The sequence below is a fragment of the Streptomyces chattanoogensis genome (assembly GCF_001294335.1).
In the GTDB taxonomy this organism is placed as follows: Bacteria; Actinomycetota; Actinomycetes; order Streptomycetales; family Streptomycetaceae; genus Streptomyces; species Streptomyces chattanoogensis.
The window spans coordinates 1-14,268 of sequence record NZ_LGKG01000193.1 but is presented as its reverse complement, the minus strand read 5'-3'; the positions used below and the strand labels follow the sequence as shown (position 1 = coordinate 14,268).

The window sequence follows — 14,268 nt, the reverse complement described above, 5'->3', positions numbered from 1 at the left end:
CCGCCCACTACACCTGCCCGCCCCCGCCGGCCCACATCTGAGCGCCGCCAGATACGCAAAAAAGCCGCAGGCCCAGTGGATGCAATATCCACTGGGCCTGCGGCACAAGTAGCGGGGACAGGATTTGAACCTGCGACCTCTGGGTTATGAGCCCAGCGAGCTACCGAGCTGCTCCACCCCGCGTCGGTTGCCCCAACAGTACGCGAAGCCGGCACCAACGCCTAATCGTTTCTCTCGCTCCGCCCCACGACTCCGCGTACGCCACCGCCCGGCACCAGGCCGCCCCTCTTGCAGCCTCGCATGGCATCACATGACGCCGAGTGGCGCGGATTGACGCCACCCGATGCCATCCGGCACCATCCCCCGCCCCCGGAAGCACGCGCGATGCCCCAACGACTCAGGCCCACTTCTCCACATCTCCCCAGGTCAGAGCGGACGTCCCCAGCCCCGCCACGCACAAGACGCCACCCGGCCTTGCGCATGGCGCCTCAATGGTGCCATCATGACGTCATGGACCTCACTCCGTATGTCGACACCCTCCGCCGCGAACTCGCGGTGGCCGCCGAAGCCGGCGGGGAAGATGCCCGCGAGCTGGCCGAGCGGCTCACCGCTCCCCTGGAGTCGGCGACCCGCCTGACCATGCTCCATGTGCTCTCCGCCGCGATGGACGACATCACCCGCGAACTCGCCCCCGGCTCGGTCGACGTACGGCTGCGCGGACTGGACCCCGACTTCGTGGTGACGCCGCCGCCCACCGACAGCGGCCCCATGGAAGCGGCCGCGCCCGTCGAACCGCTCAAGGCGCAGGCGCCCGCCGAGGGCGACGAGGGCGGCACCGCCCGCGTCAATCTGCGACTGCCGGCGCACCTCAAGGCGCGCGCCGAGGAGGCCGCGAGCCGCGAGGGCCTGTCGGTCAACGCCTGGCTGGTACGGGCCGTGTCGGCCGCGGTCGCCGGCGGCACGCAGCCGCGTACGACGGGCAAGACCCACACCGTCGGACAGGCCTTCACGGGCTGGGTGCGCTAGCCGCGCCCGTGCCCGCCGTACTTCACCCCCACCACGTCCCACCAGCAGGGACGCCACCCAGACTCAAGAGGACGGTACAGCCATGCCTTCTTTCGACACGCCCGAGCCGATCTCCGTTACCGCCCACGTGGAGGCCGGCTCCATCCACTTCACCGCGAGCGACCGCCTCGACACGGTCGTCGAGGTGCGGCCCCGCGACCCGAAGCAGGACCGGGACGTGCGGTCGGCCGAGCAGACCGAGATCACATACGCAAGCGGCACCCTGACCGTCAGGACCCCCAAGGCGCGCAATTCGCTGCGCCGCCCCGGCACCGTCGACGTGACGGTCGAACTGCCCACGGGCTCACGCATCGAGATGACCGGCGCCTGGGCCCAGGTGCTCGGCGAGGGCCGGCTCGGCGAGGTCCGCGTGAAGACCTCGGCCGGCGACGCCCGCCTCGACACGACCGGACCGCTGCATCTGACCGCGGCGCACGGCTCGATCACCGTGGACCGGGTCGAGGGCACGGCCGAGATCACCACCAGCACCGGCAGCCTGCGCGTCGGCACCATCGACGGCTCCGCCGTCCTGAAGAACTCGCACGGCACGACGACCGTGGGCGCCGTGACCGGTGACCTGCGGGTGAGTGGCAGCCACGGGGACATCGACATCGCGCATGCCGAGGGCTCGGTCGCCGCGACCACCGCCCACGGCAGGGTGCGCGCGGCCGATGTGGCCCGCGGAACCGTCCAGTTGGAGACCTCGTACGGCGCCATCGAGGTCGGCATCCGCGAGGGCACGGCCGCCTGGCTCGACGTCAACGCCGGCTCCGGGCAGGTGCGCAACACGCTCACCACGTCCGAGACCCCGGAGAAGGCGGAGGACACCGTCGAGGTCCGCGCCCGGACCCGGCACGGCAACATCGACATCCTTCGCGCCCGGGCCTGAGCACCGGCCCGGCAACTGGCCCGCTCCCCCGCCAGACGCGCTCCTGTCATGTTCACACCAAAACACCGCTCGCGTGCCGTACTCGGCCGCTTGAACTGCCGATGCGCGGTCCGCTCGGTCGAGGTCACCCTCCACCGCTGAAGCACCGGGCCGGGATTCCGCACCTCCCGGCCACCACAGCCCCCAGCCCCTGACAGTCCCCATCCGGCGCCGTCAGGGGCTGATCGCTTCCTGTCCACAGGCCGGCCACCCTCTGTCGGCGGCCCCGCGTCATGCCCATCGAGAACGGCGCGCCCCCGAAGGGGAGAGATGGGCACCGCAGCGCCATACGGCACCACACGGCACCACACGACGCCGCAATGGCCCGCAACGGCACCGAGCCGGCTGGGGGGCACTTTTCGCATGACGCACGTCCCTGCAGCTCAGACAGGGTGACACGACACGAATCACGGACTGGCGCCATAATGGCTCGCCATGGCGCCATTAATGTGCCATCGTAATGATGCGCGAACGGCACCACGCCCCACACATTGCGCCAAACATGCCCCACCCAGGCACCACGGCCCATCGGCCGCTTCTCCACTCTTCCGCTCTTCTGCTCGTCCCCCCGGATTCCCTGAAGAAAGGCCTGCCCACCATGAACACCGCGACCCAGGTGTCCCCCACCACGCGAGCAGCCGCGATCTCCGCGAGCGGCCTGCGCAAGTCGTACGGCGACAAGGTGGTGCTCGACGGCATCGATCTGCGGATCCCCGAGGGCACGATCTTCGCCCTGCTCGGCCCCAACGGCGCCGGCAAGACCACCACCGTGGAGATCCTCTCCACGCTGATCACCGCCGACTCGGGCCAGGCGCGGATCGCGGGCCACGACGTGACCTCCGACGCCGACTCGGTACGCCGCCGGATCGGCGTCACCGGCCAATTCGCCGCCGTCGACGGGCTGTTGACCGCCGAGGAGAACCTGCTCCTGATGGCCGACCTGCACCACCTGAGCAAGCGGGAGGGGCGCCGCCGCGCCGCCGAGCTCCTGGAACGCTTCGAGCTGACCGAGGCGGCCCGCAAGAACGTTGCCACCTTCTCCGGCGGTATGCGCCGCAAGCTCGACCTGGCGATGACCCTGGTCGGCCGCCCGCGGATCATCTTCCTCGACGAGCCGACCACCGGCCTCGACCCGCGCAGCCGCCGCGTCATGTGGGAGCTCATACGGAACCTCGTGACGGATCAGGGCGTGACCATCTTCCTCACCACCCAGTACCTGGACGAGGCCGACCAACTCGCCGACCGCATCGCCGTGCTGGACCACGGCAAGCTGGTCGCCGAAGGCACCGCCGACGAACTGAAGCGCACGATCCCCGGTGGCCATGTCCGCCTCCGGTTCGCCGACGAGGCCCACCTCGCCACGGCGGCCGGCTTCTTCGGAACCGCCGCCCGCGACGACGAGTCGCTCACCCTGCGGATCCCCGGCGACGGCACCCTCGCCGATCTCCGTGCCGTCCTCGACGTCCTCGACAGCACCGGCATACAGGCCGAGTCGCTCACCGTGCACACCCCCGACCTCGACGACGTCTTCCTCACCCTCACCGGCCGGCAGAACGCCCCCACCCACCCCAACCCGCAGAAGGAGTCGGCCCGATGAGCGCCGCGACCGCCACCGCACCGGCCACACGCACCCGCTCGTACGCCCTGCGCGACTCCATGACGATGCTGCGCCGCAACCTCAGGCACATGCAGCGCTACCCGTCGATGACGATCTCGATCGTCACGATGCCGATCCTGATGCTGCTGCTGTTCGTGTACGTGTTCGGCGGGGCGCTCGGCACCGGCATCGGGGCGGGCGCCGACCGCGGCGACTACGTCAACTACGTAGTCCCCGGCATCATCCTGATGTCCGCGACCTCCGGGGCCGTCGCGACCGCCGTGTCCGTCTGCACCGACATGACGGAAGGCATCATCAACCGCTTCCGTACGATGTCGATCTCCCGCGGCTCCGTGCTCACCGGCCATGTCCTCGGCAGCGTCATCCAGGTCACGGCGGTCCTCACCCTGGTCATGGGCGTCTCCCTCGCGATCGGCTTCCGGCCCGACGCCTCACCCGTCGAGTGGATCGCCGCGTGCGGCCTGCTGGTCTTCCTGGCCTTCGGTCTGGCCTGGCTCTCCGCCGCGATGGGCATGGGCGCCAAGACCGTCGAGGCCGCGTCCAACGCCCCGCTGCCGCTGACCTTCCTGCCCTTCCTCGGCAGCGCGGTCGTCACCCCGGACTCCATGCCGGCCGGCCTGCGCTGGTTCGCCGAGTACCAGCCCTTCACGCCGATCAACGAGACCCTGCGCGGCCTGCTCCTCGGCACCCCGATCGGCAACGACGGCTGGATCGCCCTGGCCTGGTGCACGGCCCTGAGCCTGGCCGGCTACCTGTGGTCGCGCGCCGTGTTCAACCGCGAGGTCACGCGCTGACCCCGACGGGACGATGCGAAGGGGCGGCTCCCGGAATCCCCGGGGGCCGCCCTTTCACGTGTCCCACACGCGTGTCTCAGGACGCCCACCTCAGTGAGCCGCTCTCAGGCCGGCACCGTCAGCAAGACGCGTTACCCCGTAGTTGGCGATCCTGTTGCGCGGTAGTCGGCGTTCCGGGGTCGGAACGCGAGCCTCTGGGACCCGATTTCTTGGCCACCCTGGCGATTTGCCCCGTTTGCCGGCATCAGCCCGGCCACCAGATCCACATCGTCCCGATGCCGGCCCGGCCGCCCTCGTCGGCGCCGATGAGAGGGGCTGCCTCCGGGCTCCACCTACTCGGTGCCAACGTCGTCAATCACTGCCGTCAACACAAAAGCCGGAGGCCCTGTCGATCACTCGACAGGGCCTCCGGCTTGCTGTGCGCTCGGCAGGATTCGAACCTGCAACCTTCTGATCCGTAGTCAGATGCTCTATCCGTTAAGCTACGAGCGCTTGGCTTTCCGGCGGTTTTTCTTGCCGGTCGGCGTTGCGGGAACAACATTACATGACCTGCGGCGTGAGGCGAAATCCATTCCCCGCAGGGCCTCTGACCTGGGCAAATGAGCTGATGGCCGGGAAGTCGGCGGCGGGTGGCCGGGGCGGCGCGGGGGTGATCGGCGGGCGGGGCGGCGGCGGTCTTGAGGAAGGCACGCAGGGGGCCGGCGGGCCGGGCGCGGCGTGAGGGGCGCCGGGTCGGGCGCCGGCGCGCCGGGCGGATACGGGCCGGGCGGTTCCATGGGGGTGCCGGCCGCCGGGCGGGAAGGTGGCCTGGTGAGGTCGCCCGGCGCAGGCGCCAGGAGCGTGCCGGGCGACGGGGCCAACGGGGCGGTCGTGTCCAGCAGTCGGGCGCGCTCGACGGGACCGGAAAGAGGACAGGCCGGGAAAGCGTTCAGGCCCCGGTCGCGATGACCGGGGCCTGAACGAAGAGGAGCGGAGGCGGAGGGATTTGAACCCTCGATGGGGGGTAAGCCCCAAACCGCATTAGCAGTGCGGCGCCATAGACCGGACTAGGCGACGCCTCCACACACCCCACGCGCGCATGCACGCTGTGGTGTGTCCAGATGATGGCACAGCTCTGCGGGCTGTCACCAATCGCCCCCTACGGTACTAGGCGCGCGGCCCACCCGGCAAAGACGTTCCTGCGGCGCAACGTCGGGGGCGGCGACGCGTTAGGAGTGTCAGGGCCGTGCCGACCCGCGTGTCGTGCGCCCCCGGCGTGTACGTACCGCGTACCGCCCCGCACTCGCCTCTCTGGAGCCCGTGATGCCGTATCGCCGGACATACCCCGGGAAGTCCCTCCTCACCGCGGCCGCGGCCGCCGCCGTGTCCCTCGTCGCCGCGGCCTCCGCCCTCGCCGCCACGCCCGCGGCCGCCGCCCCGATCCCGTTGCCGATGCCGATGCCGATCCCGCTCGTCGGGACTGTCGGCCAGGCTGCCGACGATCTCGCCGGTGCGTTCCCCGCGCCTGCGCCCGTCCGCCGCGCGCCCTCCGACCGGCTCACCGTCACGGTCACCGGCTCCGGCTCGTCCGAGGCCAACGGCACCTTCCGGCTGCGCTGCCACCCCGCCGGCGGCAGCCACCGCGACGCCGCGCGCGCCTGCGCCAGGCTGGACAAGCTGACGCGGTGGGGCCGGGACACCTTCGCGCCGGTGCCGAAGGGGTCCATGTGCACGATGATCTACGGCGATTCGGCCACCGCCCATGTCACCGGCACCTGGGCAGGACGCCCGGTGGATGCCCGTTTCCAGCGCACCAACGGGTGTGAGATCGCACGCTGGAAGCGCTTCGAACCGCTGCTTCCGCACCCCGCTCCGCGGACCGGTTCATGACGGAGTAACGCAGCAGATCAGGATGCGGGGCACATGTCGGGCGTGTGACAGGTCGCACCCGGCCGTGGCATTACCTCCTCGTCATGCGCCTTAGCTTCGCGGGCAAGTGCCCGTAGACTCCACCCCAGCGACCCGTCCCGGCGGGTCGGCAAGGTGCGGTAACAGGGAGGAAGCGTCTCGTGAGCAGCAGGCCATCCCGAGGCGCTGCTCGCCTCGCAGCCATACTGGATGCCCTTCCCGACGCGCTGTTGCTCGTGAACTGCAACGGCACGGTCGTCAACGCCAACACCATCGCCCTGGAGACGTTCGAGGCGCCGGGCACCGCTCTGGTGGGCCGCGGGCTGCTGGACCTTCTGCCGTCCTTCGACTCCAAGCGGATCCCGGGCTCGATGCGGCGGCGGGACGAGGAGACCGAGGGCGCCCGGACGAAGCCGACGCGGATGGTGGCGCGGCGGACGGACGGGACCGAGCTCCTGGTCGAGGTGACCAGCGCCAATCTGGAGGACGGGCGCACCCCGTACGAGAGCGCCTTCGAGGCCGCGTACGCCGATCACCGCAACGGCTATACGGGCGATGAGCTGCTGATGCTCGTCGTGCGCGATCTGACCGGGACGGTGGACACCGAGACCGAGCTGGCACGGCAGCAGCGGCAGACCGAGATGATTCTGCGGGCCGCGGCCGAGGGTGTGGTCGGGGTCGATGCCGAGGGGAAGGTCGTTCTCGTCAATCCGTCCGCCGCTCAGATCCTCGGATATCGGGCGAGCGAGATGGGCGGGAAGGAGCTGCATCCGCTCATCCACCACTCGCGGGCGGACGGAACGGCGCTGCCGTGGGAGGACACGCCGCTGGCCGACACCCTCAAGTCCGGGCGCAAGCACCGGGTGCGGGGGCAGGCGCTGTGGGCGAAGGACGGGCGGTCGGTGGCCGTCGACCTGACGACCGCGCCGGTACGGGACGGGGACCAGCTCGTCGGCGCGGTGATGACCTTCACCGACCGGCGGCCGTACGACGCGCTGGCGGCCCGGCACGCCCAGCTGCTCGCCGTGCTCGACCAGGCGCTGCGCGGGCCGCTGGAGGAGCTGACCGGCGAGCTGAGCACCCTCGCGTCCGACCCGGCCGGGCAGCTGTGGCCGGAGGCGAACCAGATCCTGCACCACCTGGCGGCCGGGCACGCCCGGATGACGACCCTGGTGGACAACGTCCTGAGCTATCAGCGGCTGGACTCCGGTGCGGAGCGGCTCAAGCTCGCCAAGGTCTCGATGGACACGGTCGTCGCGGCGGGTGTGGAGGGCGCGATCGAGCTGATCGGGCCGGGCCGGGCGCAGTTCGCGGTGCATGCGCCCCCGATAGAGGCCACGGTCGACGCGGACCGGATGGCGCAGGCACTGTCGCATCTGATCGCCGATGTCGCGGGCGTGGACTCGACGGGCCGGATGCCGGTCGGTACCGGCGGGGCGGGCGCGGGCGGGCGTACGGGGCCGATCCCCGGCGACTCGACGATCGTGGTGGCGGCCGCCAAGCGCGGCGATGTCGTACGGATCGAGGTGCGCGGCCCGTTCGGCGGCGGTGACCCGGTCCATGAGCCGCTGGTGCGCGGGATCGTGCGGCAGCACGGCGGCCTGCTGCAGACGCATGAGGTGCCCGGCGGCCAGGGCGGCAGCGCGTATGTGCTGGAACTGCCGGTGGCCACGGACGGCCCGGGGGCGGACAAAGCGCACAAGGGTGTTGCGGCCGACAAGGCGGACCGGGTCGACGCAACGCCCGGCCAGGGCACGACGGTGATGCCGGTGCCGGCCGGGCGGGCGCGGGGGACGCAGCCGGCCGGGGCCGATGCGGGCGAGGGGGGCGAGAGCCAGGGCGCTGCCGCCGGGGAGTCCGCTCCGTCCGGTGCCTCCGGTACGGACGGCGGTGCGCAGCCGACCGGGCGGCGCCGGGCGCGCCACTCGGGGGCGGAGCAGGGTGCCGCGGCCGGTGCTGCCGAGGGCGGTGCGCCGGGCGCGGACGGTACGGGGCTGCCGTCGGGCATGGCGGGGGCCGAGCCCGTACCGCCGAGCGGACGGCGCCGGGCACGGCAGGGGGCGCCGGAGGACGGCGCGCCGGCCCTTCCGGCGGGTTCGGGCCAGACGAGCGGAGAGACGACCGGTGCGGGCAGTGCCGGGGAGGTGCGCGCGGCCGGATCCGGCGGCGCGCCCAAGGGTGCGAACGGTCCGGGCGGGGCCGGTGACGCTACGGGTGCCGGGCAGGGACAGCCGCAGATTCCGGCCCAGGCGCAGGTGCCGCCGCAGGGACTGGCACCCGTGCAGCCGGCCGGGCGGCGGGCCCGGCGGGCGCTGGCCGAGGCGCCGGAGCGGGCCGCGCAGGCTCCCGTACCGCCGAACGGCCAGCAGCCGGGCGGGCGCTCGGCGGAGGCGCTGGCGCCGGCCGGTGCGCGTACCGCCTTTGCGCTGCCGCCTGCCGCGGCCGATCGGACCCCGCAGTCCTCGCAGTCGTCGCAGTCCTCGTTGCCCGCACTTCCCGCAGCTGCCGGGCAGGTGCCCGCGCAGGCGAACGGGGCGCAGGACGGTGCCGGTACGGGACGCCGCCGGGCGCGGCGGCCGGCCGCCGACGGCGCAGGTGACCCGCCCGGCGCACGGTCCGGGTTCGAGCTGGAGGCGGCCGCCGGCTCCGAGGACGGGCAGGGGACCGGCCGGCGCCGGGCCCGGCGCGCCGCGGCCGAGGAGCGGGCGGCGGCCGCGATGGCCGACTCCGAGGCGTCCGGCACGTTCGTGGCGGGCCCGGAGGGGCTGGTGGCACAGCCGACCGAGCCGACGGCCGAGACCGGCATGGTGACCGGCACGGCCGCCGGTGTCGCACCGACCCCGGACCGGACCGCGGACGGTGCCACTACCGCCACCCCCGCCGCGCCTGCCCCCACGGGCCGCAGGCGCGGGCGCCCCAGCCCCGCCGAGGAGCCCCAGGCCCAGGCGGCGCAGGCCCCCGTGCCCCCGCAGGGCCAGGCCGCCGTCCCCGCCGCCCGGCAGCCGCTGCCGCCCGCCTCCGGTGAGGAAGGCCCCGCCGCGGGGCAGTCCCACGGGCGGGCCTTCAGCGTGCGCACCCTCGGGCAGGGCGTTCCGTTCGCCCAGCAGATCGCCGACCAGCAGCGCCCGGCCGCGCCCCCCGGCAGCACGCCGCCCGGTGGTACCTCCGCCGGTTCCGGCCGCCGCCGTAAGCTCGCCGCGCCCCAGGAGCGGCATGGCCGGGACGACGAGCGCGCCACGGCCGCGGACGCCCGCCCCCAGGCGGGGGCGCAGCAGCCCGGGGCCCAGCCGGTCCGCCAGGCCAAGCCTCCGCAGCAGCCCCAGCCGGCCGCCACGCCGCAGCCGCAGTCCCCGCCGCAGCCGCGTCTGATGGACGCCGGTGAGGGCCGCGCGTTCGCCATCTCCGCGCCCGACGAGGGCAGCGAGGGGCCCGAACCGCTGGACGGGCCGAACGGCGCCATAGAGGTGATGGACCGTCCGCAGCTGCCGATGGACGACGAGTTGCCGCCGGAGCCGCTGGACAATCCGCGCCGGCTGCTGGTCTGGCCGGCGCCGGACGTCGCCACCCAGCAGGCGCTGAGCGACCGCGGCTACCGCCCGGTGATCGTCAACTCCCGTGAGGAGGTGGACGCGCAGATCGCAGCGTACCCCGCGGCGCTGTTCGTCGACCCGCTGACCGGGCCGATCACCCGTACCGCGCTGCAGTCGCTGCGCCAGGCGGCGGGTGCCGCCCAGGTCCCGGTCCTGGTGACCGCCGGTCTGGGGCAGGCCACCCGGGAGGCCGCTTACGGCGCCGACCCCGCCGTGCTGCTCAAGGCGCTCGCGCCGCGCGACAACGAGAACCATCCGTCGCGGGTGCTGCTGATCGAGGAGAACGACGACATCGCGGGCGCCCTGACGGCCTCGCTGGAGCGGCGCGGAATGCAGGTCGCACGGGCCGGAGCGGACGCCGATGCGGTCACCCTGGCGACGCAGATGCGGCCGAATCTCGTCGTCATGGATCTGATGCAGGTACGCCGCCGCCGGGCCGGCATCGTCGACTGGCTGCGCGCGAACGGGCTGCTGGACCACACCCCCCTGGTCGTCTACACCTCCGCCGACATGGACCCGGCCCAGCTGCCGCGGCTCGCCGCCGGTGAGACGGTGCTGTTCCTGGCCGAGCGCTCCAACAGCGCCGAGGTGCAGGCCCGGATCGTCGACCTGCTGGCCAAGATCGGCACGAACTGACGGAGGGTGGGGCCCGGCCGGGCCCCACCCTGGAGCGGCCTCACCCCAGCCGCGTCACGTCCAGCTCCCCGTCGGCGTACTGCCGCCGCAGCACCTTCTTGTCGAACTTGCCCACGCTGGTCTTCGGCACCGCCGGGATCACCGCCCACCGCTCCGGCAGCTGCCAGCGCGCGATCCGTTCGCCGAGGAACGCCTGCAGCTCCTCGTAGGTGATCGCCGAGCCGTCCGTCAGCACCACCGTCGCCAGCGGGCGCTCACCCCACTTCTCGTCCGGTACGGCGACCACCGCGGCCTCGGCGACGCCCGGGTGGGCCATCAGGTGGTTCTCCAGCTCGACCGAGGAGATCCATTCGCCGCCCGACTTGATGACGTCCTTGGCGCGGTCGGTCAGGGTCAGATAGCCGTTGGGGGTGATGGTGCCGACGTCGCCGGTGCGCAGCCAGCCGTCGGGGCTGAACTTGTCCTCCGGACGCAGCGCCTCGCCCTGGGCGCCGCCGAAGTAGCCGCCCGCGATCCATGGCCCGCGGACCTCCAGTTCGCCCGCGGATTCGCCGTCCCAGGGCAGCACCTCGCCGCCGGGGCCGATCAGCCGCGCCTCCACGGAGGCGGGGAAGCGGCCCTGGGTGGCGCGGTAGGTCCACTCCTCCTCGGCGCTGACGCCGGCCGGGGGATGTGCCACGGAGCCCAGCGGGGAGGTCTCCGTCATGCCCCAGGCGTGGACGAGGCGGATGCCGTGCCGCTCCTGGAAGCCGCGCATCAGGGCGGGCGGGCAGGCGGAGCCGCCGATGATGACCCTCCGCAGACAGCTGACATCGCGCTTGGTGGCGTCCAGCTCGCCGAGCAGGCCCTGCCAGATGGTGGGGACGGCGGCGCCGATGGTGGGCCGCAGCGACGCGATCATCTCGGCGAGCGGGGCGGGCTGGAGGAAGCGGTCCGGCATCAGCAGGGAGGCACCGGCCATGAAGGCGGCGTACGGCAAGCCCCAAGCATTTACATGAAACATGGGCACTACGGGCAGCGCGAGGTCGTGCGGACCGAGCGCGAACGACTCGGCGTTGTTGACCTGGAGGCAGTGCAGATAGAGGGACCGGTGGCTGTAGAGCACGCCCTTGGGGTCGCCGGTCGTCCCGGAGGTGTAGCAGAGGGAGGCGGCCTCGCGTTCGTCGATCTCCGGCCAGTCGTAGGTCTCCTGGCGGCCGGCGAGCAGCTCCTCGTAGTCGTGCACCTGTGCGGCGGCATCGGCGAGGAGGGACCGGTCGCCGGGGCCGATGACGACGATGTGCTCCACGGTGGGCAGCTGCGGCAGCAGGGGGGCGAGGAGCGGGAGCAGGGTGCCGTTGACGAGGACGATGCGGTCCTCGGCGTGGTTGACGATCCAGGTCAGCTGCTCGGCGGGCAGACGGAGGTTGAGGGTGTGCAGGACCGCGCCCATGGCGGGGATGGCGAGGTAGGCCTCGAGGTGCTCGGCGTTGTTCCACGCCAGGGTGGCGATGCGCTCCTCGGCCACCGCCCCGAGCTCGTCGGTGAGCGCATGGGCGAGCTGTGCGGCACGGCGGCCGACCTCTGCGAAGGTGCGGCGGTGCGGCTCCGCGCCGGTCCAGGTGATGACCTGCGCATCACCGTGGACGGTCGACCCGTGGGCCAGAATTCGCGAGACCGTGAGCGATACGTCCTGCATCGTGCTGAGCACCGGGTGCCTCCGCTTGGTTACGGACGGGTAGTGGTGCTGCGATTGTCGGCGCGTACCACGCGGTATGTCACGCCTCTCGGGTGTGTTCTTGCCCGCAGGTCACGGGGCCGGGCGGCGCGCTCGCCGGGGGCGGGCGAGCGTTTCACGTGAAACCGGAAGGGTGTTTCACGTGAAACACCGTGCGCCGCCGGAGAGTTGGCGCGAGGAAGCGGTCACCCTGGCTGCACAGAGGCGCCGGGTCAGACCTTCTTGACCACGCTGGACTTGAGCTGCATCGCCCCGAAACCTTCGATCTTGCAGTCGATGTCGTGGCCCGCCACGCCCTCCACCAGGCGGATGTTGCGGACCTTCGTACCGGCCTTGATTCCGGTCGGGCTGCCCTTGACCTTAAGGGTCTTGATCACCGTCACGGTGTCGCCGTCGGCCAGTACGTTGCCGACCGCATCCTTGATCACCGTGCCCTCGGCGCCCTCCGTGCCGTCCGCGGCATCACCGGACGCGGGCGTCCACTCATGCCCGCATTCCGGGCACACCAGAAGCGCGCCCATCTCGTAGGCGTATGCACCCGAGCATTCGGGGCACGGGGGAAGATTCTCGCTCATGCGACGAGTCTATTTCGGCCGGAATCCGCGCGCCCGCGAGGTGGTCGGGCACGCCCGGCCATACGAGGGCAGGCCGCACTCACTGAGGCCGACCATCGCTGCCCGCACTCAGGCGTGGGCGACACCCTTGTGCACCACAGCGCCCTCTGTACGGCCCGCGCAGGGGCCCTACAGAGGGCGCATTCCGGGTACCCAGCCGTGGATCAGATGGCGCCGAGCTCTCCAGCCTTCACGCCCGCCACGAAAGACGAGAACGCACCGGCGGAGAAATCCAGAACCGGACCGCCCGGGTCCTTGGAGTCACGGACGGGAACCACGCCGCGCGAAGCGACCAGGTTTGCGGCAACCTCGATGCAGGCGCCGCCGTTGTCGCTGTACGAGGACTTGAACCAGCGGGGGGAATCGGTCGTCACGGGGTACCCTTTCGCAACTGGTTGACCACGGCCACAGATGCCGCCTGCGAGCAGGCTTCGGCCTGTAGTTGATGGTAGGCCGTCAACAAGGGCAGTACGACCGAACTTTCCCTTTCGAGATGCCCCCGGTGCGCGGACTCGGCATACGACATGAGTGAGCGATCCGGCATCGTCAGGATGTAGAGCGGCAGGTTGAACGTACGACGCGCGCCCATGTCATACGGGGCAACCTGGAGCACAGTGTTCGGCAGCTCGGCGAACTCGACCAGCCGCGCCAACTGGGCCTCCATTACGGTGGGTTCGCCGATGGGCCGACGGATACAGCTTTCGTCCAGCATCACAAAAACCAGGGGTGAAGACGGGCGAATGAGCGCGGCTTGCCGCTCCGCGACGAGCGCCACCCGCTCGTGCGCCTGCTCAGTGGTGATGGCTCCTCGCTTGACGGCGCTGTCGGCGAGCACCTCTGCATACTCCGGTGTCTGGAGAAGCCCAGGGATGATCCCGATCTCGAACAGCCGGATCTCCGCGGCTCGGCCTTCGCACCCGACGTACTCGGGGAAACCCTCCAGCATGGAGCCCTGCCGAAGTTCGCGGAACTCGTACTCGAATGTGTCTGCGCCCTGATCCTGGATGCCGAGGGCGCGGTCCGCATTACGCGAGAATCGAAGGGTCGGAGGCTTCCTACCAGTTTCCACCGCTGAAATATGCACGCTGGAATATTCCATGCGTTCGGCCAGGTCATCCTGGGTCCAGCCGCGCGCTTCCCGCAGACTGCGTAAACGCGCCCCGTAAGCCGCTTGGGGCGAGGCGTCCGGGTTCAACTCCTTGCGATTCACGACCTGTTCGCCAACCTTTCGTTCTCTACCAACAGGTTGAATGGTTCCCAGGAACGGGCCACGCTGAACCTCCCCGGTAGTCGTAGCACTACAGAGAGGCAAGGAGGGTGCCATGACAACCCCTGGCCGCACGTCCTACTCGGCGTGTGCCGAAGAGGGAGCGAGGCTTGACGCCGCGCTGAAGACGGTGGTGGGCGGGGGTGGTGGGC

The 14,268-nt window shown here is 71.6% G+C and carries 10 protein-coding genes and 3 tRNA genes; 6 read left to right on the top strand and 7 right to left on the bottom strand.

What is annotated here, in order from left to right; all coding sequences use genetic code 11:
• Positions 1 to 109 precede the first annotated feature (109 nt).
• A tRNA-Met gene (locus tag ADL29_RS36300) sits at positions 110 to 183 on the bottom strand.
• 327 nt (positions 184 to 510) lie between these two features.
• Here ADL29_RS36300 and ADL29_RS36295 point away from each other — a divergent pair.
• The 4 genes from ADL29_RS36295 (at position 511) to ADL29_RS36280 (ending at position 4,405) form a co-directional block, all read left to right on the top strand.
• On the top strand, positions 511 to 1,026 hold the full coding sequence (locus tag ADL29_RS36295; RefSeq protein WP_053927775.1) for a toxin-antitoxin system HicB family antitoxin: 516 nt from the start codon (positions 511 to 513) through the stop codon (positions 1,024 to 1,026).
• An 82-nt stretch (positions 1,027 to 1,108) separates the two neighbouring features.
• The gene (locus ADL29_RS36290) at positions 1,109 to 1,954 is read left to right on the top strand and encodes a DUF4097 family beta strand repeat-containing protein (RefSeq protein WP_053927774.1); all 846 of its coding nucleotides are present in this window, start codon (positions 1,109 to 1,111) and stop codon (positions 1,952 to 1,954) included.
• Positions 1,955 to 2,591: 637 nt separating this feature from the next.
• Positions 2,592 to 3,590 (top strand): ATP-binding cassette domain-containing protein, encoded by a 999-nt coding sequence (locus ADL29_RS36285; RefSeq protein ID WP_053927773.1) that lies wholly within the window; start codon positions 2,592 to 2,594, stop codon positions 3,588 to 3,590.
• Positions 3,587 to 4,405: an ABC transporter permease gene (locus ADL29_RS36280; RefSeq protein ID WP_053927772.1), complete on the top strand. Its 819-nt coding sequence runs from the start codon at positions 3,587 to 3,589 to the stop codon at positions 4,403 to 4,405. Before ADL29_RS36285 ends, ADL29_RS36280 begins: the two co-directional genes overlap by 4 nt.
• A 419-nt stretch (positions 4,406 to 4,824) precedes the next feature.
• On the opposite strand, the gene ADL29_RS36275 is transcribed toward ADL29_RS36280, so the two are convergent.
• Together ADL29_RS36275 and ADL29_RS36270 are read right to left on the bottom strand one after the other, a co-directional pair.
• Positions 4,825 to 4,897, bottom strand: a tRNA-Arg gene (locus ADL29_RS36275).
• A gap of 478 nt (positions 4,898 to 5,375) precedes the next feature.
• Positions 5,376 to 5,466, bottom strand: a tRNA-Ser gene (locus ADL29_RS36270).
• A 241-nt stretch (positions 5,467 to 5,707) separates the two neighbouring features.
• On the opposite strand from ADL29_RS36270, the gene ADL29_RS36265 reads away from it, so the two are divergent.
• Together ADL29_RS36265 and ADL29_RS36260 are read left to right on the top strand one after the other, a co-directional pair.
• Positions 5,708 to 6,274, top strand: coding sequence for an SSI family serine proteinase inhibitor (locus tag ADL29_RS36265; RefSeq protein ID WP_053927771.1), 567 nt, complete (start codon positions 5,708 to 5,710; stop codon positions 6,272 to 6,274).
• A 179-nt stretch (positions 6,275 to 6,453) separates the two neighbouring features.
• Positions 6,454 to 10,518, top strand: a complete 4,065-nt coding sequence (locus tag ADL29_RS36260) for a response regulator (RefSeq protein ID WP_053927770.1) — start codon at positions 6,454 to 6,456, stop codon at positions 10,516 to 10,518.
• Between the two features lie 40 nt (positions 10,519 to 10,558).
• Here the strand turns inward: ADL29_RS36260 and ADL29_RS36255 are convergent, their stop codons facing one another.
• From ADL29_RS36255 to ADL29_RS36240, 4 genes are all read right to left on the bottom strand, one after another.
• Positions 10,559 to 12,208 carry a long-chain fatty acid--CoA ligase gene (locus ADL29_RS36255; RefSeq protein ID WP_053927769.1) on the bottom strand — a complete coding sequence of 550 codons (1,650 nt, stop codon included), beginning with the start codon at positions 12,206 to 12,208 and terminating at the stop codon, positions 10,559 to 10,561.
• Between the two features lie 239 nt (positions 12,209 to 12,447).
• The gene (locus ADL29_RS36250) at positions 12,448 to 12,810 is read right to left on the bottom strand and encodes a zinc ribbon domain-containing protein YjdM (protein ID WP_053927768.1); all 363 of its coding nucleotides are present in this window, start codon (positions 12,808 to 12,810) and stop codon (positions 12,448 to 12,450) included.
• Positions 12,811 to 13,013: 203 nt separating this feature from the next.
• Positions 13,014 to 13,223 carry a DUF397 domain-containing protein gene (locus ADL29_RS36245; RefSeq protein ID WP_053927767.1) on the bottom strand — a complete coding sequence of 70 codons (210 nt, stop codon included), beginning with the start codon at positions 13,221 to 13,223 and terminating at the stop codon, positions 13,014 to 13,016.
• Positions 13,220 to 14,059, bottom strand: a complete 840-nt coding sequence (locus ADL29_RS36240; protein WP_053927766.1) for a helix-turn-helix domain-containing protein — start codon at positions 14,057 to 14,059, stop codon at positions 13,220 to 13,222. Before ADL29_RS36240 ends, ADL29_RS36245 begins: the two co-directional genes overlap by 4 nt.
• Positions 14,060 to 14,268: the final 209 nt, after the last annotated feature.